We start from the raw sequence: 20710 nt of genomic DNA, 5'->3' as shown, positions 1-20710 counted from the left end.
GGCTAACGCTTCATTGCTGTGAATTAAAAGGAAATAGCACTGCTATTCGCAGAATTGGATGCATAAGCGCCATTCCGCTGTGTTTTTATGCAGAAAAATTAACAGTGAGTAAATTGATACCAGAAATTACTTAAGACCTTTTGAACCATAGACGCTAACCCGGTGAGTTGCAAAGCAAAAACCCGCGCGCCGTTGCGCTGTCTGGCGGTCCGCATTTATCAGGTAAAATCATTGCAGAAAAATCGTGGGGAGGATTCTTAGGATAATTTATTGATTGGCGAGAGTTTTCTGGCCATTTTTAAGGGGAATAAGCAATCACAGCAGGGTAAAAATTTGTGTGATAAAATAACATCACCTGCAACCTGGAGAATGCTTATGTCAAACCTCACGCCCGAACAACTGCTTACTCAGGCAGAATCACTTTGCCTCGACCGCGGCGTGCGTCTCACCACTCAACGCGCCGAAGTGCTGCGCTTAATGGCAGAGCAAAACGGTTCGATAAGCGCTTACGATTTGCTGGATCAGCTGCGCGTGAGCGAGCCGCAAGCCAAACCGCCCACCATCTATCGTGCACTGGATTTTTTGCTGGAACAGGGATTTATTCATCGCGTGGAGTCGAACAACAGTTATGTGGTTTGCCACCATTTCGATGAGCCGGCACACACTTCGGTGATGCTGGTGTGTGATGGTTGTGCAGCGGTCAGCGAAAAGCATGCTCATGGCGTAGAAAAAACTATCGCGGCACTGGCAGACCAAGCGGGATTTTCACTGCGTCATACGGTGATTGAAGCACATGGCTTGTGTGAGAATTGTGCTGAGGTTGCGGCTTGTACGCATCACGAAAGCTGCGAACATGACCACCAGGTTGAGGGGAAAAAGCGGGTGAGAAAAGCGTAATGGGCACATCCTTGTGCCGACCCGATCATAATGACCGGTGGGTAGGAGCATCATCCTTAATAGGGGTCGTCGACTACCAGCGGTAATCTTTGTTGTGGCTTTCCCAGTCTTTCACTTCGGTCTCTGCCTGATCTTTCGCATAGCCGTAGCGTTCCTGGATTTTACCGATAAGCTGATCGCGTTTACCTTCGATCACGGTCATATCATCATCCGTAAGCTTGCCCCACTTTTCCTTCATTTTCCCTTTAAACTGCTTCCAGTTTCCGCTCGCTTCGTCTTTGTTCATATAATCCTCCACTTCATCCTGAGTGAGATAGATATATCGCCTGTCTATATGGCAATATACCCAGACAACGCGCTACTCATGTGCGCCGTATAAGGTAATTGTAGTAGCCGCTTCGAAGTTTGCAGAGAATTACAGATTAATCTGTAGGTTACGCTTCGCTTAATCAGGCGTTAAACCAGCTATCACGTTGCCAGTGACCCCGCCAGATTAGCCACAGTGTTAGCCCACGTAACGCCAGGAATACCGTTACTGCCAACCATAAACCGTGGTTACCGAGCCACGGCAGCGTCAACAGCGCTACGCCATAACCAATAGCCGCTATTACCATGCTGTTTCGCATCTCTCGTCCGCGCGTCGCGCCGATAAACATGCCATCCAGCAGATAACACCAGACGCCAATCAGCGGCAGTATCACCTGCCAGATGAGGTAGCGATCGGCCATGTCGCGTAGTGCTTCCAGTGAAGTCAGCATCGCTACAATCTGCGGGCCAGTGAAGGCATAAATCAGCGCAAATAGCACCGCCACAAAACAGGCTTGTCGACAAGCAGCGTGCCAGATCAGCAATAACCGGCTGCGATCTTTAGCGCCGACCGCTTCACCGGAACAGGCTTCAACCGCATAGGCAAAGCCATCTAATGCGTAGGCAGTAAAGGTAAGGAACATTAGCAGCACCGCATTGACCGCCACGACATCCGGGCCAATGCGCGCACCGAGAATGGTGAGCGACGCGAAGCAGATTTGCAGCATAAGGGAACGCAACATAATGTCGCGATTGAGGCGAAACAACCGCGCCGCATCACCGCGCCAGCTATTTTTTAGCAGCGTGAAGTGGATACCGCGCAATTTAAGTACCCGCGCTACCATCCACAAACCCACACCCAGCGTGACATATTCGGCCAACGCCGTAGCCGCCGCCGCTCCCGCCACGCCCCAGTGCAGCTTGAGGACAAACAGCAGGTCGAGCAGGATGTTCACCAGATTACCGACGATCAATAACACCATCGGCGCACGCGCATACTGCACGCCCAGCAGCCAGCCAAGAATCACCAAATTAGCCAAGGTGGCCGGCGCACTCAGCCAGCGAATCTCAATAAATATTTTCGCCTGCTGCTGCACTTCCGGACTGCCGCCCATCAGTGCTGCCGCCAAACTGCTTACTGGCGTGCGCAACAGCATAAACAAGAGTCCGAAGACTAAAGCGATGAGCAGCGGTTGCGTCAAGGCGCGCGCCAGTGCGCTTTTATCATTCGCACCAAAAGCCTGCGCGGTCAGTCCGGTGGTGCTCATTCGCAAAAACAGCAGAAGCATGAAGATGAAACTGGTTGCCGTGGTACCCACGGCGACGCCAGCGAGATAAATGGGGCTATCAAGATGACCAATGACTGCAGTATCCACCACGCCCAGCAGCGGAACGGTGATGTTGGAGAGGATCATTGGCAGCGCCAGCCGCCAGAGTGCTTTATCTGAAGGGGAAAACAGCTGCATCAGCGCATTCCGTTGTTTGCGGTATCAGCGTGATAATGCGCCCGACAGTGCCGCAGAAAATGTCACAGAGAAATAAAATAGCAGACTGCGGTCAGCGCAGCATACGCCGCCGCAGTTGGGGAGGATCAGAAATTGATCAGAGCCATTCGCCGTTGCGCACAATTCCCACAGCCAAACCTTCAACGGTCAGTGACTGCTCGCGGGTATCAACGATAATCGGCTGGAAATCGTTATTTTCCGGCAGAAGATGGACAATCGCGCCCTGCTTTTTCCAGCGTTTCACGGTGACTTCATCATCAATGCGCGCCACCACAACCTGGCCGTTACGCACTTCCTGAGTTTTATGCACCGCTAACAGATCGCCATCCATAATGCCGATATCTTTCATCGACATACCGCTAACGCGTAGCAGGAAATCGGCGCTGGGTTTGAACAGGTTGGCATCAACCTGATAGTGCGCTTCAATGTGCTCTTGTGCCAGCAGCGGCTCGCCAGCAGCGACGCGGCCAATTAATGGCAAACCTTCGCTCGGCTCTTCTTCCATCAGCAGGCGTATCCCGCGCGATGCGCCGGAAACAATTTCAATAACGCCTTTTCGCGCCAGCGCTTTCAGATGCTCTTCAGCAGCATTGGGCGAGCGAAAACCCAGTTGCGCAGCAATTTCCGCACGCGTTGGCGGCATGCCCGTCTGGTTAATATGGTCGCGAATCAGGTCATAGACCTGTTGCTGCCTTGCAGTTAGCGCTTTCATCCCGCCCCCTGGTTGTTTATACAGTCGCTGTGAGTATATACAGGTATTCGCGAAATGAAAACCGTAACAGAGGGAAAAATCAGCGCATTGATGAATCTGGAATCCCTATCTCAAATGCGTCCAGAGCAGCGCGATCCAGACAAACAGAGCCAGTAAGATAGTCAGCAACACGGCAGCCGATCCCATATCTTTGGCACGCCCGGCTAACGGATGCTGCTCCTGACCGATGCGGTCTACCACCGCTTCGATGGCGCTATTAAGGATTTCAACAATGATGATAAGTACCACCGAACCAATCATTAACACGCGGGAAATGGCATCAACATCCAGCCAACAGGCCACGATAATAGCCACCAGCGCGGCAATCGCCTCCTGGCGAAATGCGGCTTCATGCTGCCATGCGGCACGCAAGCCCTGCCAGGAATAACCGGCTGCTTTCACTATTCTTACTAGACCGGTGACGTTATTTGCCATGTTTATGGAACCCTTGAACTATTTTGACGTCAATGTGTGGCAGTGGGAGGTGGCAGAGCCACAGATCTTCGCTGCGCTTTCTGGTATGCTTGCCGCGCTTTGCTAACAAGAGGCTTTAAGTTGTCTATGTCAGGTTGGCGTAAACTCTATTACAAATTATTGAATTTACCACTCTCTATTTTGGTAAAAAGTAAGGTCATTCCGACCGATCCCGTCTCTGAACACGGGATCGATCCGACACGTCCAGTGATGTATGTTTTGCCTTATGATTCAAAGGCTGACCTTCTCACGCTACGGGCGCAATGTCTGAAACATGATCTGCCCGATCCGCTGGCTCCACTGGAGATCGATGGCACCTTGCTACCGCGCCACGTGTTTATTCACGATGGCCCGCGCGTTATTCCCTATTTCGTGGCGAATCCGGAATCAGTAAAGCTATTCCACGACTATCTCGATTTGCACCGCAGCAACCCACAGCTCGATGTCCAGATGTTACCCGTTGCGGTGATGTTTGGTCGTGCGCCGGGACGTGAAATTCAGGGAGAAGCGACACCGCATCTGCGTATTCTGAATGGCGTGCAGAAGTTCTTCGCCATTTTGTGGCACGGCCGCGATAGCTTCGTTCGCTTCTCGCAAACCGTATCGCTGCGCCAGATGGCGACCGAACACGGCACCGACAAGTCGATTGCGCAGAAACTGGCACGTGTCGCGCGCATTCACTTTGCCCGCCAGCGCCTGGCCGCTGTCGGACCGCGTCTGCCCGCGCGTCAGGACCTCTTCAATAAGCTGTTGCAATCCAAAGCGATTGAAAAAGCAGTCGAAGATGAAGCGCGTAGTAAAAAGATTTCGCATGAGAAAGCTCAGCAGAATGCCATCGAAATGATGGAAGAAGTGGCGGCAAACTTCTCTTACGAAGCGATTAAAGTGACCGACCGCGTAATGGGCTGGCTGTGGAGCCGCCTTTATCAGGGCATCACCGTCCACGGTGGCGAGCGCGTGCGTCAGCTGGCGCAGGATGGCCATGAGATTGTCTATGTGCCCTGCCATCGCAGCCATATGGACTACCTGCTGCTCTCTTATGTGCTCTATCACCAGGGCCTGGTGCCGCCGCACATTGCCGCAGGTATCAATCTGAATTTCTGGCCAGCAGGCCCGATTTTCCGTCGTCTGGGCGCGTTCTTTATTCGTCGTACCTTCAAGGGCAACAAGCTCTACTCCACGGTGTTCCGCGAATACCTTGGCGAGCTGTTTAGCCGTGGTTATTCGGTTGAGTACTTTGTTGAGGGCGGACGCTCACGCACTGGACGTTTGCTGGACCCGAAAACCGGCACCTTATCGATGACGCTGCAGGCGATGCTGCGTGGCGGCAGTCGTCCCATCACTTTCGTGCCGATTTACATTGGTTATGAGCACGTAATGGAAGTGGGTACTTACGCTAAAGAGTTGCGTGGCGCCGCCAAAGAGAAAGAGAGTTTCCTGCAGATGGTGCGCGGCTTACGTAAGTTGCGCAATCTTGGTCAGGGCTATGTCAACTTTGGCGAACCGCTGCCGTTGATGAATTACCTCAACAAAAACGTGCCGGAATGGCGTGACGCGATCGATCCGATCGAACCACAACGTCCTGCCTGGATGACGCCAGCCGTGAATGATATTGCGGCGAAGCTGATGGTACGCATCAACGAAGCGGGTGCGGCGAACGCCATGAACCTGTGCGTCACCGCGCTGCTGGCCTCACGTCAGCGCTCATTGACGCGCGAACAACTGATTGAGCAGCTTGAGTGCTACACCCAACTGCTGCGCAACGTGCCGTATTCACCGGAAGCAACGGTACCGGATATGAGCGCCGAAGCGCTACTTGATCACGCCATGGGCATGAACAAGTTCGAGACTGAGCAAGACAACATTGGCGACATCATCATTCTGCCGCGCGAGCAGGCGGTGCTGATGACCTACTATCGCAACAACATCCATCACATGCTGGTGATGCCGTCGCTGATTGCCGCCATTGTGCAGCAGCATCGCGAAATCAGCGATGTTGAGCTGCTGCGCCAGGTTAGCCTGGTGTATCCGATGTTGAAGAGCGAGCTGTTCCTGCGTTGGGATAAAGCGGAATTGCCTGCGGTGCTCAACGCTCTGTGCGCCGAGATGGCGCGCCAGGGGCTGATCACACTGCAAGACGGCATGCTGAAAATGACACCGGCGCGTCACCGTTCGCTGCAGCTGCTGGCGGCAGGTATTCGTGAAACGCTACAGCGCTTTGCGATTACCTTCGCCATTCTCAGCGCAAAACCGGCCATTAACCGCGGCACGCTGGAGAAGGAGAGCCGCACGTTGGCTCAACGCCTGTCAGTGCTGCACGGCATTAACGCGCCAGAGTTCTTTGATAAAGCGGTATTTACTGCGCTGGTGCTAACGCTGCGTGATGAAGGTTACATCAGTGATAAAGGCGATGCTGATGCAGAACGGAGTCATATGATGTGGCAAATGCTGGCGGAGTTAGTGACCAGCGATGTGCGTCTGACGATTGAGAGCGCGGTCGCGCACGATTAACCTGGCGACCAGCGATAAAAAGGCGCACTTCGGTGCGCCTTTTTTGTTTACAGCAAATCGGCGAACGGTACGGTGCTGAGCAAAATGCCGATAAATAGCACCATGCCCACATAGTTGTTATTCAGAAACGCCTGGAAGCAAGCATCGCGCTCGCGCTGAGCAATCAGTTTCTGCTGATGCACAAATAAGCCTGCCGCCAGCAGTAGCGCCCAGTAAAATGCCCCATTCAGATTGAGCATCATGCCCACCAGTACCATCAGGCCAAGCGTCGCCAGCTGCAGTAAACCGATAATCAGTTTGTCATAACGACCAAACAGGATCGCTGTGGATTTCACGCCAATCTTCAGATCATCATCGCGGTCCACCATCGCATATTGCGTATCATAGGCCACCGTCCAGCAGATGTTAGCGATGAATACCAACCAACACACCAAAGGTAAGGACTCACTAACTGCCGCCCACCCCATCGGAATAGCCCAGCCAAATGCCGCCCCCAGAACTACCTGCGGCAGATGCGTGTAGCGTTTCATAAACGGATAGACCCATGCCAGCGCCAGACCGCCAAACGACAGCAAAATGGTCATGGTGTTCATGGTCAGTACCAGCATAAAGGCTACTATTCCCAGCCCGGCAAACAGCAGTTTGGCTTCCTTCTCCGTTACCGCGCCGCTGGCCAGCGGACGTGATGCGGTACGCTTGACGTGGCCATCGATTTTTCGGTCAGCATAGTCATTGATGACGCAGCCTGCAGCACGCATCACGATGACGCCGAGCACAAACACCAGCAGCACCGGTAGCGGCGGAATCGCCATGCCCGAGAGCCACAGCGCCCACATCGTCGGCCACAACAGTAGAACGGTGCCGATCGGTTTATCGATACGCATCAGGCGGCAGTAAGCCTGCCATTTGGTCATGGGTAAGGTGTTTTGCACAGTGGTTTTATCCTTGCTCCAGCGCGCGATACAGCGGCGACGCCGGTAAAAACAGTTCGGTTAGCAGTAGCGGTTTGCCTGATAAACGCAGGCGGGAACGACGTCCCCACAAATCGTCTACCTGGCCAGGATCGATAAAATCGCGACTTAGAGTCGATGAAGAAAACAGATAGCGACCAAGCGGGCGCGTACCCAGCTGTTGCAGCATCTGCTCCGGGCCGTGAAGGGTACTTTCCGGCACCACGGTGCGGCCAATCAGCCAGGGTTCGCCATCGCCGCACAGTACAATTTCGCGTAGCCAAAAGCGTTGATCAGCCGGCAGAAATTCAGCTTCATCCGTTACCTCATCGGCACCAATAAACGCTTCACGAATGAGTTCTACCGTCACTTGCTGGCAATGCTGCTCAAAGCGACGCGTCATGGAATCTTCTTCGAGTAACCAGTCGAGTAAAGGGGCAGAAAGCCGTGGGGAAGAGGCTGGCAGCCAGTGCAGTGCGCGTAACTGGCGCAGCGCGTCATGCGACATCAGGACATCTCCGGAAAAAAAGTTGCCCTAGTTTAACGCAGAGGAGAATGCGTGGCACGGCTCGTTGTGCCACGGCAGATAAAGAAGAGTAATTACTCGCGCTTCAGGCGGTTACTGTTTGCCAGCCACAGCGTCACTACCAGAATCAAAATCGCCGCTGAATAATAGAGCGTATCAAACGGGTTTTTATGGTCGACGATGATCAGGCGAATAATGGCGGTGATACCGATGTAGATAAAATAGCGCAGCGGAAAGTGATAGCCCGACTGAAAGTACTTCACAATCAACGCGATAAATTCGAAATAGAGGAAATAGATCACGATGCCTTCAATCAGCAGATAAGAAGAGGTCTGCTCACCGGTGCTGAACAACACATTGGCCAGATGAATGGTTTCCTTACCGAGAAACACCACCAGAATAATGGCCAGAATAATCAGGCCAATGTTGAGCACCCACTGCAATGCTAATGAAATGTACTGCCCAACCCCTGTTTTTATTGTCATTTTTTCGCGCCTTAGTCTCTCAAGAACTTTCTGACGCTATCATGCTGTAGCGTGATCAAAATCACAATATTTATACTTCAACATCCACGCACAGTGCGTCGTAGCGCCAGAACTCGCAGTCACAATCAATCACTCGCTTGTGCTGATCGCGGTTGATGCGGGTAATCAGTAAGCCCGGCGTACCGCTGGCGACATTGAGCGCAGGCGCAGCACGCACCGGAAGTGGCCCCGGCAAAATAGTAAAGCGCGCGCCACCGTAGCGGATGCCGTAGCGCTGGTCATAGAGATCGGTGAGTGAACGCGTGAGATCTTCATCCAGCAAGCCCGGGAAATAGGCTGGATTAAGGTAATGCTCAACATACAACACCGCGCGGCCGTCAATGCGGCGCAAACGGCGAATGCGGTACACCTTGTCGCCCTCCAGCAGCTGCAGATGATGCGCAATCGCCAACTGGGCTGGCACTTCACGCGCTTCAAGCACTTCGGTGCTGGCAACGCGACCTTGCTCGGCCGCCATCGCATGAAAATGGCTGTGATGCGAAGGGTTATAAACCAGGCGCGGCGGTGCGAGAAACCAGCCACGGCGCAATTCGCGATAAATTATGCCCTGCGCTTCCAGCAAACCCAACGCCTCACGCAGCGTGATGCGCGTGGTGGAATAGTGTTCGCTTAACGCGCGCTCCGCAGGCAAACGACCGCTGGCAAATTCACCGTTTTCAATGCGTTCCCGCACGCCTGCCGCAATCATATCCGCCGTTTTTGACAACATTTTTCAGCCTCATTTTGGGGCAAATCTGCACTATGACAGTTCGATGACTACACTGTGACAAGAGTCAACCCACGCTTTAGCGCGCTTTAACCGCATGTGGATCGTCGCGCCACACCACATTTCACCACCATGGTCATAAAACCTTCATCTACTCGGGCTACATTGGCTCGGTTCTTGCTGGACTAGACCAAGAAGTCCCACAACATATACCGGGAGCAATCGAGATGAAAGCGTTTATCGCCTCTGTAGTAGCCAGTGCCGTACTGCTTGCGCTGCCTGCCGCGCAAGCTGCAGATAATGACCTCGCCGCGTTAGAAAAAGCCGCGCGCGCTGAAGGCCAGGTTAACAGCGTCGGCATGCCAGATAGCTGGGCCAACTGGAAAGATACCTGGAGTGATCTCAGCAGCAAATATGGTCTGAAGCACAGCGACACTGACATGTCTTCTGCGCAAGAGCTGGCAAAATTTGCTGCAGAGAAGGAGAACGCCAGCGCCGATATCGGTGATGTGGGCGCCGCTTTCGGTCCGATTGCCGTCGCGAAAGGCGTAGCACAACCTTATAAGCCAACGCATTGGGATCAAATTCCGAGCTGGGCGAAAGATCAGGATGGCAACTGGATGCTGGCCTACACCGGCACCATCGCCTTCCTGGTCGATAAGCAGCAGGTGAAAGATGTGCCACACAGCTGGGCCGATTTAAAGAAAGGTAAGTATGTGGTCACTATCGGCGACGTCGGTACTGCAGCTCAAGCGGCCAACGGTGTTCTGGCGGCCAGCTACGCCATGGGCGGTGACGAGAAGAACGTTAAACCGGCGCTGAGCTTCTTCGGTGACCTGGCGAAAGAGGGCCGTCTTGGCGTAACCGATCCGGTGATTGCCAACATCGAGAAAGGCGAAATTCAAGTTGCCGTGGTGTGGGACTTCAACGGTCTGAACTATCGCGATCAAATCGACAAAAATCGCTACGAAGTGGTGATCCCCTCCGATGGTTCCGTCACCTCAGGCTACAGCACCATCATCAACAAGTACGCTAAACACCCAAATGCCGCCAAGCTGGCGCGTGAATACATCTTGTCTGATGAAGGCCAGATCAACCTGGCGAAAGGCTATGCGCGTCCGATTCGTGCTGAGCATTTAACCCTGCCGGCTGACGTGCAGGCCAAACTGTTACCGCAGTCTGAGTATAAAAATGCCCGTCCAATCAAAGACCAAGCGGCATGGGATAAGACGTCGAAAATGCTGCCGCGCCTGTGGCAGGAGAACGTCATCATCAATATGAAACAGTAACGTTGTTTTGTAGGGTGCGCATTTATGCGCACCTGGATTAACGATTGCCATAAAGGAGAAGGGATGAAAACAATCCTGGTAGTGTTGGATGGCCTGAGCAATCAGGTAGCGCAGCACGCGATGGGCTATCTGTTTGCCGAATGCGCGCAGGGCAACGGCCAGTATTACACGCTGACCTGCGAGCTGCCTTCGCTGTCGCGTCCGCTGTATGAATGCATTCTCACCGGCATTCCACCGGTGCGCAGCGGCATTATTCATAATGGCGTCAGCCGCTTGAGTAATCAGCGCAGCATCTTCCATTATGCGCGTGCAGCCGGTCTCACCACCGCTGCGGCCGCCTATCACTGGGTGAGTGAACTCTACAATCACTCCCCGTTCAATGCAGCGCGCGACCGGCATACGATCGCACCCGACCTGCCGATTCAGTATGGGCACTTTTACTGGGACGACGGCTATCCGGATTCCCATCTGTTTGAGGACGCGGAAAGCCTGCGCCTGCGCCACGATCCGGACTTCCTGCTAATCCACCCGATGAACATTGACGATGCCGGGCACAAACACAGTTTGTCATCGCCGCAATATCGCAACCGCGCGCGCATGGCCGATGGTTACCTGTCGCAGTGGATGCCCGGTTGGCTGGCAGCCGGATATCAGGTGATTGTCACCGCCGATCACGGCATGAACGATGACCGCTCGCACGGCGGCATTTTGCCCGAAGAGACGCAGGTGCCGCTGTTTGTGTTTGGCGCCGGTTTTTCACTGCAGCCGGATCTCAAACCCCAGCAGACCGAGCTATGCGGTATCGTCTGCCAGTTACTCGGCGTTGAGCATGATAAGCCAGTTTGCCGCGCGTTACTGGCGGAGCCGCAGTAATGAAAGGAAAAACGCTCGCTTCCCTGCTGCTGCTGCCTTTTGCCCTGTTCTGGGTGGCGTTTCAGCTCGCACCGCTGCTGTGGATTGCTATCAACAGCTTCTGGAGCGACATGAATGAGCGTTGGGGCATTGATAACTATAGCGATATTCTCACTTCGCCATTCTATTTACAGGCCTTTCGCCTGTCGCTGGATATCTCCATCTGGTCAAGCATTTATGGTCTGCTGATCTCGCTGATTGCTGGATATTCGTTACATCAACTCGGCAGCGGGCGTTTTCAGCGCTTTTTAATGTCATTTACCAACATGACCAGCAACTTCGCCGGCGTGCCGCTGGCGTTTGCCTTTGTCATCCTGCTTGGCCTGAACGGCTGCCTGACGCTGCTGCTGCGCCATTACGGCGTGCTGGAGGGCTTTAAGCTGTTCTCGCGCGACGGCATGGTGCTGGTTTACACCTGGTTCCAAATCCCGCTTGGCATTTTGCTGCTCTATCCGGCGTTTGATGGCTTGCGGCAGGATTGGCAGGAGTCCGCCGCGCTGCTGGGCGCGGGGCGCGGGCGCTATTGGTGGCATATCGGTTTACCGATTCTGTTCCCGGCGCTACTCGGCACCTTCGTGATTTTGCTGGCTAACGCGCTCGGTGCTTACGCCACCATTTACGCGCTGACAACCGGCAACTTTAACGTGGTGCCGGTGCGCATCGCGGCGCTGGTATCCGGCGATATCTCACTCGATCCCAATACCGGCGGTGCCCTGGCGATGCTGCTGGTGCTGATCATGGCGCTGATTACCGTGGTGCAGCAATATCTGGTGCGCCGCAGCTATCTCAACGCCAAAGCGTCTTAAGGAGCCACACGTGTCTCGCGCGGAAAAATTTTACCATCGCCTGATTGTCTGGCTGCTGCTGTGCATCCTGGCCGCGCCGCTGCTGGCGACGCTGCTGTACGGCATTTCCACCAGCTGGAGCGACACTATTCTGCCGCAGGGCTTTACGCTTAAATGGCTGACTGCGCTGTGGAGCGATCCACGTTTCCTGACGGCGCTGGGACATTCGCTGCTGGTTTGCTTCGGTGCGCTGCTGTTCTCGCTGGTGCTGGTGCTGCCCGCCATGTTTGTGATCGCTTACTACTATCCGAAACTGGATGCGGTAATGAATGTGCTGATTCTGATGCCGTTCGCCGTGCCGCCGGTGGTGTCATCGGTCGGCCTGCTGCAGCTCTATTCGTCGTCACCCTTGATGCTGACCGGCACGCCGTGGATTTTGATCGGCTGCTACTTCACCATCGCTTTGCCATTTATCTACCGCGCCATCTCCAACAACATGCAGGCGATCAACCTAAAAGAGCTGATTGATGCCGCCCAGCTGCTCGGCGCCAGCACCTGGCAGGCTGCGCTGTTTGTGGTGCTGCCAAACCTGCGTAAAGGGGTGTTTATCGCGGTGCTGCTCTCCTTCTCCTTCCTGATTGGTGAATTCGTCTTCGCTAACATGCTGGTCGGCACCCGCTATGAAACCTTGCAGGTTTATCTGTTTAACATGCGCAACGGCAGCGGCCACTTCACCAGTGCGCTGGTGATCTCCTATTTTGCCGTCGTTCTGCTGGTCACATGGCTGGCGAATGCCCTCAATCCTGAACGAGGCTGACCATGAGTTATCTGAACGTCACTCAGTTGAATAAAAGCTACGGCCCGACCGCCATTTTTGAAAACATCGATTTTAGCGCCGAAGAGGGCGAGTTTGTCACCCTGCTCGGCCCAAGCGGCTGCGGCAAATCCACGCTGCTGCGCTGCATCGCCGGATTGACTGACGTTGATAGCGGTAAAGTGCTGCTGCAAGGTCAGGATATCGTGCCGCTGCCGCCGCAGAAGCGCACCATTGGCATGGTGTTCCAGAGCTACGCGCTGTTTCCGAATATGACGGTTGAGAAGAATGTGGCGTTTGGTCTGAAGATGCAGAAGCTGGCCAGCGGCGATATTCAAAAACGCGTGATGGAGGTGCTGGCGCTGGTCGAACTCACCGATTTCGCGCGCCGCTATCCGCATCAGCTTTCGGGCGGACAGTGTCAGCGCGTGGCGCTGGCACGTTCGCTGGTGACGCGTCCACGCTTGCTGCTGCTGGACGAACCGTTGTCGGCGCTGGATGCGCGTATTCGCCGTCATCTGCGCGAACAGATCCGTAATATTCAAAAAGAGCTAAAACTCACCACCCTGTTCGTCACCCACGATCAGGAAGAAGCGTTGACGATGTCCGATCGCATCGTGTTGATGAATCGTGGCAAGATCGTGCAGAACGGCAACGCTGAGAGGCTATATACCGAGCCAGCCGATCTGTTCGCCGCCGGATTTATTGGCAACTACAACCTGCTGAGCGCCGAGCAGGCATTGCAGCTTACCGGCCAAACATTTAGCGGCCAGGTGGCGATTCGTCCCGAGTCAATTCGGCTATGTGCGCCACAGGATGGCATTCCCGCCACCATCCTCAGCCATAGCTTGCTCGGCAACGTGATCCGCTATCGCGTGCGCGCACAAAACATCGAGCTATCGATTGATGTCCTCAACCGTAGCGTGGCAGATTTGCACCCCGCTGGCATGCAGATTGGGCTACAGTTAGAGATGTCGACGTTGCGCCAGGTCGCTTAATTTAAACGAAAAAATGGGCAACGCAACGCGGCGAAGGTTTTACCGGTTGCGCTCACCGTCAGGCTGGCAATCGGTGTTGTTTGCGCCTGACGGATGAGGAGCCTTTAACCGTGTTAACTCTGCTTAATCTACTCTCTGCCGTTGCGCTGCTGGTGTGGGGCACGCATATCGTGCGTACCGGTATCATGCGCGTGTACGGTGCCGATCTGCGTCGTGTACTCAGCCGCAGCGTCGAAAAAAAACCGATGGCGTTTCTCGCCGGGATTGGCGTCACAGCGCTGGTGCAAAGCAGTAACGCCACCACGCTGCTCGTCACCTCTTTTGTCGCGCAGAATCTGGTGAGCCTCACGCCCGCGCTGGTCGTGGTGCTGGGTGCCGATGTCGGTACCGCCATCATGGCGCGCATCCTGACCTTTGATCTGACGTGGCTTTCGCCGCTGTTTATCTTCTTTGGCGTAGTGTTTTTCCTCAGCCGCAAGCAGACGCGCGGCGGTCAGCTGGGCCGCGCCAGCATAGGTTTGGGGCTGATTTTGCTGGCGTTGCAGCTGATTGTCGCCGCCGCCAAACCGATTACCCAGGCGGCAGGCGTGCAGGTGCTGTTCTCGACGCTAACTGGCGACGTGATGCTCGATGCGTTGATTGGCGCGGTGTTTGCCATCATCAGTTACTCCAGCCTCGCGGCGGTGCTGATTACCGCTACGCTGACGGCAACCGGCGTCATCTCGTTTAAAGTCGCGCTTTGTCTGGTGATAGGCGCCAACCTCGGCAGCGGCTTACTGGCAATGATCAACGCCAGCGGCTCCAACGCCGCCGGTAAACGTGTTGCACTCGGCAGCCTGCTGTTCAAGCTGATTGGCAGCATCGCCATTTTGCCGTTCGTCAATTTCGTCGCCGACATCCTCGACAAATTACCGGTCAATGATGAGGAGCTGGTGATATTCTTCCACGTGTTCTACAACCTGATTCGCTGCTTAGTGATGGTGCCGTTTGCCGAGCCGATGGCGCGTCTGTGCCGCCGCATGATTGATGACGATGCGGAGAATGAAACCCATCTGAAACCCAAACATCTCGACAGTAGCGCGCTGGATACGCCGGCGTTAGCACTGGCAAATGCCTCGCGCGAAACGCTGCGTATTGGCGACGTGGTCGAGCAGATGATTGAGTCATTCAATAAAGTGGTGCACGGCGACCTGCGAGAAGAGCGCGCGGTGCGGCGGCTGGATGATGATGTGGATGTGCTCTACACCGCGATCAAACTCTATCTGGCGCGCATGCCGAAAGAGGATTTGCCGGAGGATGATTCCCGCCGCTGGGCGGAGATCATTGAGATGGCGCTCAATCTGGAACAGGCGGGCGATATTATTGAACGCATGTGCGCCGACGTAGCGGATAAGTCGCTGACCGCGCGCCGCGCCTTCTCGGCGGAAGGATTGGAGGAGCTGCAAACCTTGCAGGAGCAGGTGCTGTATAACCTGCGCCTGAGTTTGTCGGTGTTTCTGTCGCACGATGTCACCAGTGCCAAACGCCTGCGCCGCTCCAAGCATCGTTTCCGCATTCTGATTCGCCGCTTCTCCCACGCGCACGTCGAGCGTTTACATCTGCAAAATGTGCAAAGCATTGAAACCAGCTCGCTGCATCTTGGATTATTGGGCGATATGAAACGTTTGAATTCGCTGTTCTGCGCCGTGGCGTACACGGTGTTAGATCAGCCGGATGACGAGCGGGATGAGGATTGATAAGTTCAAAAACGCGCGATAAATCGCGCCGCTACAAACATTTGCATTCCGTAGCGGCGCAATTTATTGCGCGGGTTTTACATCACGACAGCAAACTAAACGCAATCATTCCGACAATCGCGCCAGTGGTACCGAGGATGGTTTCCATTAGCGTCCAGGTCTTCAACGTTTCGGCTTCGGTGGCGCCGGTAAAGCGGCCAAACAGCCAGAAGCCGGCATCATTCACGTGACTGATAATAATCGAGCCGCCGCCGATACAGATCGACAGCGCCGCCAGCTGCGCACCGCTGTAGTGCAGCGGCTCAATCACCGGCATCACCAAACCCACGGTGGTTAAACACGCCACGGTAGCCGAGCCCTGAATCACGCGGATCGCACCGGAGAGAATGAAGCACGCCAGCGCAATCGGCATACCTGCGCCAATCAACGCGTGTCCCAGCACCGGGCCCACACCCGAATCCACCAGCACCTGCTTAAACACGCCGCCCGCACCGATCACCAGCAGAATAATGCCCGCCGGCTGCAGCGCGCTGCCGCACACCTGCATCACCTTCTCTTTATCCATGCCCTGACGGTACGCCAGGCCATAAATCGCCACCAGACAGGCCAGCAGAATCGCCGTGAACGGATGGCCGATAAACTCCAGCCACTCATACAAATGGGTACCCGGCGTGGTGAAGCGCGCGCCGATGGTTTTCAGACCGACCAACAGCAGCGGGAACAGAATCAGCGCCAGGCTAAAGCCAAACGACGGTAGTTTGCCCTCTTCCACTTCCGGTTGGTGATCTTCCGGCGGGGCGCTAAAGCTGACGTGACGCGCGATAAAGTTACCAAACAGCGGACCGGCAATCAGCATGCCCGGGATTGCCGCGCACAGGCCCAGCAGGATCATCCAGCCAAAATCGGCGTGCATTTGCGAAGCCAGCAGCATTGGCGCCGGTCCCGGCAACAGAAACGCCGCCGCCGCCGCCACCCCGGCAAAGAGCGGAATCACCAGCTTGACTAAATTGCCTTTGGTGCGACGCGCCACCGCGAACGCAATGCTAATTAGCAACACCACCGCCACTTCGAAAAATAGCGGCAGCGCGCAGATTAACCCGGCGACGCCCATCGCATAGTGCGCGCGGCTTTCACCAAAGGTTTTCAACATGCGGATGGCAATTTGATCGACCGCGCCGGTTTCATGCAGGATTTTGCCGAACATCGCGCCCAACGCCACCACAATAGCGAGAAAGCCGAGCGTTCCGCCCATGCCTTTTTCCATGGTTTCGGCGATTTTATCGAGCGGCATGCCGGAAAACAGACCGGCACCAATGGAGACTAACATCAGGGCAACAAAGGCGTGCATACGCGCTTTCATCACCAAAAACAGCAACAGCAGGACAGAGCCTGCTGCGGTTAATACTAGCGTTGCGGTACTCATGACTAACCCTTGTTGATTGCACCCTCAATGGTCGCAACCGTGGCCGCAACTACCTCATCCAGTGAATGATTGATATCAACCACCAGTACATCGGGCTCATCCGCGCCGGGTTCCTGCAGCGTAGCGAACTGCGTCACCAGCATCTGCGGTTTGAAAAAATGACCTTTACGCGCCTTCAAACGGGATTCGATGGTCTCGAAATCGCCCTGCAGATAGATAAACTTCAGGTTCTCGTTGCCCTGACGCAGGATGTCGCGATAGGACTTTTTTAGCGCCGAGCAGACGATAATCGAGATTTCCTGGGTGCGCTGCATGGCAAACGCCGCATCATTCAGCGCCTGCAGCCACGGCTGGCGATCGTTGTCGTCCAGCGGATGACCATCGGCCATTTTCATGATGTTGCTGCGCGGATGGAGGAAATCGCCATCGAGAAACGCAGTGTTTAACTGGTGAGAGACCTGATTGGCGACGGCAGATTTTCCGCTGCCGGAAACGCCCATCAGGATAAAGACGTGGTGCGATGGAGATGGCGTAGTCATTGTTTTGCGCTCCGGCAGTGATTTCTGCCCAATGTTACCGATAACAAATTCAGTCATCATTGTCGGAGCCCACTCAAAGGCTGGCAACCCTTGTTAGGCGGAAAAGCACGAAAGTGTGAACTGACTCATAAATTCGCCAAAATCAGATGCTGTCACCTTCGGCAATTTCGAAACCGACATCCAATGGTTGCGTGGCGCTGCGATCGCCGCCAATGCGCGCCAGCAGCATCGCCGCCGATTCACGACCCATGCGCTCACGCGGCGTTAACACCGTGGCGAGGCGCGGATTCACCACTTGCGTAATGTCGTGACCGTGAAAACCGGCAATCGCCATCTGCTGCGGCACGCGCAATCCCTGGCGTTGGCACTCAAACATCGCGCCAACCGCCAGGTCATCGTTGGTACAGAACAGGCTATCGGTCTCAGGATAACGCTTCTGCGCTTCGCACAGCAGCTGCGCGCCGGCGCTGAATGAAGAAGCATCTTCCATCATCACGCTGTGCGGCGTCAGCCCGGCTTCGCGCATCGCTTTTTCATAACCTTGCTGTTTCTGTAGGGTACGTTCATCAAGGCGTGCGCCGAGATAAACGGTGTGGCGATGCCCTTTTTTCAGGATAGCATGCGTCATCTGACGTGCCGCCTCGACGTTATCAAAGCCCACCGCCATATCGAGGCACGGCGTTACCGAATCCATCATCTCAATCACCGGAATGCCCGCCACTTCCAGCATGCGCAGCGTGCCTGCCGTGTGAGTGCGCTCGGTGAGAATCACGCCGTCGATGTTCCAGCCGAGCAACGAACGCAGCTGGAGCTCCTCTTTCTGCGCGTTGTAACCAAAGTGCGCCACCAGCGTTTGATAACCTGCTTCATCGGTGACGGCTTCAATCCCGCGCAGCACGTCTGCAAAAACCTGGTTGGTCAGCGAAGGCAGCAGCACGCCGATAGCGCGACTGGTGGCGTTAGAGAGCATGTCGGGGGCGCGATTGGGGATATAACCGAGCTCATCCAGCGCCACAGCGATTTTGTCGCGCAGCGCCGCTGAGACCTGATCGGGATTGCGCAGGTAGCGGCTGACGGTCATTTTTGTGATGCCGACGCGATCGGCAACGTCCTGTAATACCGGTCTTTTCTTCTTCATCGTGTGCGCCTGAGATCAAAGGTAACCCGAGTTTATCATTTTTTGTCAGGTTCAGGTTTTGTGGGAAACCTTACGGCTGAACTAACGAGAAGGGTCTTGTAGCTAATCAGAGTGAGAACAAAGAGCATCGGCAGTCCTGCAAATTAGCACCTAAAGACATAACAAGGACAATCATGACGGACCAAACTTCTGCATCCACCAGGCGTCCTATTGAACGCTTTCTGAATACCGTTGAGTGGCTCGGCAACCTGCTGCCCCATCCAATAACGCTGTTCGCGATCTTTGCGCTCTTTATTATTGTCGCATCAGCCGTTGCCGCGGCCTTCGGTGTCAGCGTCATGGATCCGCGCCCTATTGGGGCGGCGGGCCGCGCGCCGGATGGGGTGATTCACGTGGTTAGCCTAATGAGTGCCGAAGGTCTGCAGCGTATTGTCAGCAATCTGGTTACCAACTTCACCGGCTTCGCACCACTCGGCACCGTGCTAGTTGCCTTGCTCGGCGTGGGCATTGCCGAACATTCGGGGCTGCTCTCGGCAGCAATGCGCGCACTGGTGTTTAACGCACCGAAAAAGCTCATCACCTTCACTGTCGTCTTCGCCGGTATTATCTCCAATACGGCTTCGGAGCTGGGATATGTGGTGCTGATTCCACTGGCGGCCATGATTTTCCACTCGCTGGGCCGTCATCCATTGGCGGGCCTGGCTGCAGCGTTTGCTGGGGTTTCAGGCGGCTACAGTGCGAATTTATTGCTCGGCACCATCGATCCGCTGCTGTCGGGTATTACCCAAAGCGCCGCACAGATTATCGATCCGAACTACCATGTTGGCCCGGAAGTGAATTGGTACTTCATGTTTGTCAGCACTTTCGTGATTTCCATTCTGGGTACATGGATTACCAACAGCATCGTCGAACCGAAATTGGGCAAATATCAGGATAGCGAGGGCGATGCGGTGCGTGGCGATATGGGCGCGCTCACAGCAACTGAACGTCGGGCGCTGAAAGGTGCCGGCTGGGCGGTACTGGGCGTCACAATGCTGCTGATACTAACCGTCATTCCGGGTTACGGCGTGTTGCTCAATCCGAAAACCGGCACGCTGGCGGGCTCGCCTTTCCTGAAAGGCATTGTGGTGTTTATCTTTGTCTTCTTCGCTATTCCAGGCATGGTGTATGGCCGACTCATCGGCAATATGCGCAACGATCGTGATGTGATCAACGCCATGTCTGCCAGCATGAGCAGCATGGGCATGTACATCGTACTGGTATTCTTTGCTGCGCAGTTCGTGGCGTTCTTTAACTGGAGCAACTTCGGCACCGTGGTGGCGGTGAAAGGCGCCAATCTGCTGGCATCACTGGATATGGGCGCACCGCTACTGTTTGTTTGCTTCATCATGATCTGCGGCTTTATCAATTTGATGATTGGCTCCGCCTCGGCGCAATGGGCGGTTACCGCACCGATCTTTGTGCCGATGCTGATGCTGGTGGGCTTTGCGCCAGAAGTGATTCAAGCGGCTTACCGCATTGGCGATTCTGTGACCAACGTGATAACGCCGATGATGAGTTATTTTGGCCTGATTATGGCGGTGGCGGCGCGCTATCGTCGTGACATGGGCATCGGTACGCTGGTGGCCATGATGTTGCCGTATTCGGTGGTGTTTATGATTGGCTGGACGCTGCTGTTTGTGCTGTGGGTGTTCGTGTTCAATCTGCCGGTTGGGCCCGGCGCGGCAACCTGGTACACCATGTAAAAGCAAAAAAAAAGCCAGCACCCGAGCTGGCTAAATAATACTTGGAAGCAATGTGAGCAATGTCGTGCTTACCCAGATGTCAGGAGACGTTTCCGAGCTCGCATGACAATAATAATCATTATCATTCGCGTCTGCAAACCCTTTTAGCGAATTTTTTTGC

General features: G+C 54.9%; 20 protein-coding genes. 9 read left to right on the top strand and 11 right to left on the bottom strand.

Features of this window, described 5'->3' with window-relative positions; translation table 11 throughout:
* Window positions 1-375 precede the first annotated feature (375 nt).
* Window positions 376-897, top strand: coding sequence for a zinc uptake transcriptional repressor Zur (zur, locus tag WH298_RS11205; RefSeq protein ID WP_009128600.1), 522 nt, complete (start codon window positions 376-378; stop codon window positions 895-897).
* 73 nt (window positions 898-970) lie between these two features.
* On the opposite strand, the gene WH298_RS11200 is transcribed toward zur, so the two are convergent.
* From WH298_RS11200 to WH298_RS11185, 4 genes are all read right to left on the bottom strand, one after another.
* Window positions 971-1183 (bottom strand): CsbD family protein, encoded by a 213-nt coding sequence (locus WH298_RS11200; protein ID WP_180822866.1) that lies wholly within the window; start codon window positions 1181-1183, stop codon window positions 971-973.
* Window positions 1184-1346: 163 nt separating this feature from the next.
* Window positions 1347-2669 carry an MATE family efflux transporter DinF gene (gene dinF, locus WH298_RS11195; protein ID WP_049851545.1) on the bottom strand — a complete coding sequence of 441 codons (1323 nt, stop codon included), beginning with the start codon at window positions 2667-2669 and terminating at the stop codon, window positions 1347-1349.
* A gap of 136 nt (window positions 2670-2805) precedes the next feature.
* The gene (lexA, locus tag WH298_RS11190; RefSeq protein WP_009128593.1) at window positions 2806-3420 is read right to left on the bottom strand and encodes a transcriptional repressor LexA; all 615 of its coding nucleotides are present in this window, start codon (window positions 3418-3420) and stop codon (window positions 2806-2808) included.
* Between the two features lie 105 nt (window positions 3421-3525).
* Window positions 3526-3894 (bottom strand): diacylglycerol kinase, encoded by a 369-nt coding sequence (locus WH298_RS11185; protein ID WP_180822865.1) that lies wholly within the window; start codon window positions 3892-3894, stop codon window positions 3526-3528.
* 126 nt (window positions 3895-4020) lie between these two features.
* Here WH298_RS11185 and plsB point away from each other — a divergent pair, with 126 nt between their 5' ends.
* Complete coding sequence (gene plsB / locus WH298_RS11180) at window positions 4021-6444, top strand: glycerol-3-phosphate 1-O-acyltransferase PlsB (protein WP_009128588.1); 2424 nt, start codon at window positions 4021-4023, stop codon at window positions 6442-6444.
* A 47-nt stretch (window positions 6445-6491) separates the two neighbouring features.
* On the opposite strand, the gene ubiA is transcribed toward plsB, so the two are convergent.
* From ubiA to WH298_RS11160, 4 genes are all read right to left on the bottom strand, one after another.
* Window positions 6492-7376: a 4-hydroxybenzoate octaprenyltransferase gene (ubiA, locus tag WH298_RS11175; RefSeq protein ID WP_009128586.1), complete on the bottom strand. Its 885-nt coding sequence runs from the start codon at window positions 7374-7376 to the stop codon at window positions 6492-6494.
* A 7-nt stretch (window positions 7377-7383) separates the two neighbouring features.
* Complete coding sequence (gene ubiC, locus WH298_RS11170) at window positions 7384-7902, bottom strand: chorismate lyase (protein ID WP_180822864.1); 519 nt, start codon at window positions 7900-7902, stop codon at window positions 7384-7386.
* 92 nt (window positions 7903-7994) lie between these two features.
* Window positions 7995-8405 carry a phosphate-starvation-inducible protein PsiE gene (psiE, locus tag WH298_RS11165; RefSeq protein ID WP_008109934.1) on the bottom strand — a complete coding sequence of 137 codons (411 nt, stop codon included), beginning with the start codon at window positions 8403-8405 and terminating at the stop codon, window positions 7995-7997.
* A gap of 70 nt (window positions 8406-8475) precedes the next feature.
* On the bottom strand, window positions 8476-9174 hold the full coding sequence (locus WH298_RS11160; RefSeq protein WP_009128579.1) for a UTRA domain-containing protein: 699 nt from the start codon (window positions 9172-9174) through the stop codon (window positions 8476-8478).
* 224 nt (window positions 9175-9398) lie between these two features.
* Between WH298_RS11160 and WH298_RS11155 the strand changes: the two genes are divergently transcribed.
* From WH298_RS11155 to WH298_RS11130, 6 genes are all read left to right on the top strand, one after another.
* Window positions 9399-10460 (top strand): ABC transporter substrate-binding protein, encoded by a 1062-nt coding sequence (locus WH298_RS11155; RefSeq protein ID WP_009128577.1) that lies wholly within the window; start codon window positions 9399-9401, stop codon window positions 10458-10460.
* 63 nt (window positions 10461-10523) lie between these two features.
* Window positions 10524-11333, top strand: coding sequence for an alkaline phosphatase family protein (locus WH298_RS11150; protein ID WP_180822863.1), 810 nt, complete (start codon window positions 10524-10526; stop codon window positions 11331-11333).
* A complete protein-coding gene (locus WH298_RS11145; protein ID WP_009128572.1) occupies window positions 11333-12178 on the top strand; it encodes an ABC transporter permease in 846 nt (281 codons plus the stop codon). The genes WH298_RS11150 and WH298_RS11145 overlap by 1 nt, the downstream gene beginning before the upstream one ends.
* A gap of 10 nt (window positions 12179-12188) precedes the next feature.
* Window positions 12189-12974, top strand: coding sequence for an ABC transporter permease (locus WH298_RS11140; protein WP_009128570.1), 786 nt, complete (start codon window positions 12189-12191; stop codon window positions 12972-12974).
* A 2-nt stretch (window positions 12975-12976) separates the two neighbouring features.
* Window positions 12977-13969, top strand: coding sequence for an ABC transporter ATP-binding protein (locus WH298_RS11135; RefSeq protein WP_180822862.1), 993 nt, complete (start codon window positions 12977-12979; stop codon window positions 13967-13969).
* 110 nt (window positions 13970-14079) lie between these two features.
* Entirely contained in the window at window positions 14080-15705 is a 1626-nt protein-coding gene (locus WH298_RS11130; RefSeq protein WP_049851269.1) for a Na/Pi cotransporter family protein, read from the top strand.
* An 82-nt stretch (window positions 15706-15787) separates the two neighbouring features.
* On the opposite strand, the gene gntU is transcribed toward WH298_RS11130, so the two are convergent.
* The 3 genes from gntU to gntR all read right to left on the bottom strand — a co-directional run bounded on the left by gntU (window position 15788) and on the right by gntR (window position 18805).
* Window positions 15788-17128, bottom strand: a complete 1341-nt coding sequence (gene gntU / locus WH298_RS11125; protein WP_180822861.1) for a gluconate transporter — start codon at window positions 17126-17128, stop codon at window positions 15788-15790.
* Between the two features lie 2 nt (window positions 17129-17130).
* A complete protein-coding gene (gene gntK, locus WH298_RS11120) occupies window positions 17131-17667 on the bottom strand; it encodes a gluconokinase (RefSeq protein WP_036621490.1) in 537 nt (178 codons plus the stop codon).
* A 142-nt stretch (window positions 17668-17809) separates the two neighbouring features.
* Entirely contained in the window at window positions 17810-18805 is a 996-nt protein-coding gene (gene gntR, locus WH298_RS11115) for a gluconate operon transcriptional repressor GntR (RefSeq protein WP_180822860.1), read from the bottom strand.
* A 173-nt stretch (window positions 18806-18978) separates the two neighbouring features.
* Between gntR and WH298_RS11110 the strand changes: the two genes are divergently transcribed.
* Window positions 18979-20550 (top strand): AbgT family transporter, encoded by a 1572-nt coding sequence (locus WH298_RS11110; protein ID WP_009128555.1) that lies wholly within the window; start codon window positions 18979-18981, stop codon window positions 20548-20550.
* Window positions 20551-20710 lie beyond the last annotated feature (160 nt).

The sequence above is a fragment of the Pantoea nemavictus genome, assembly GCF_037479095.1.
Taxonomy (GTDB): domain Bacteria; phylum Pseudomonadota; class Gammaproteobacteria; order Enterobacterales; family Enterobacteriaceae; genus Pantoea; species Pantoea nemavictus.
The sequence above is the reverse complement of the archived record's forward strand: the minus strand, read 5'-3'. Positions and strand labels throughout refer to the sequence as shown.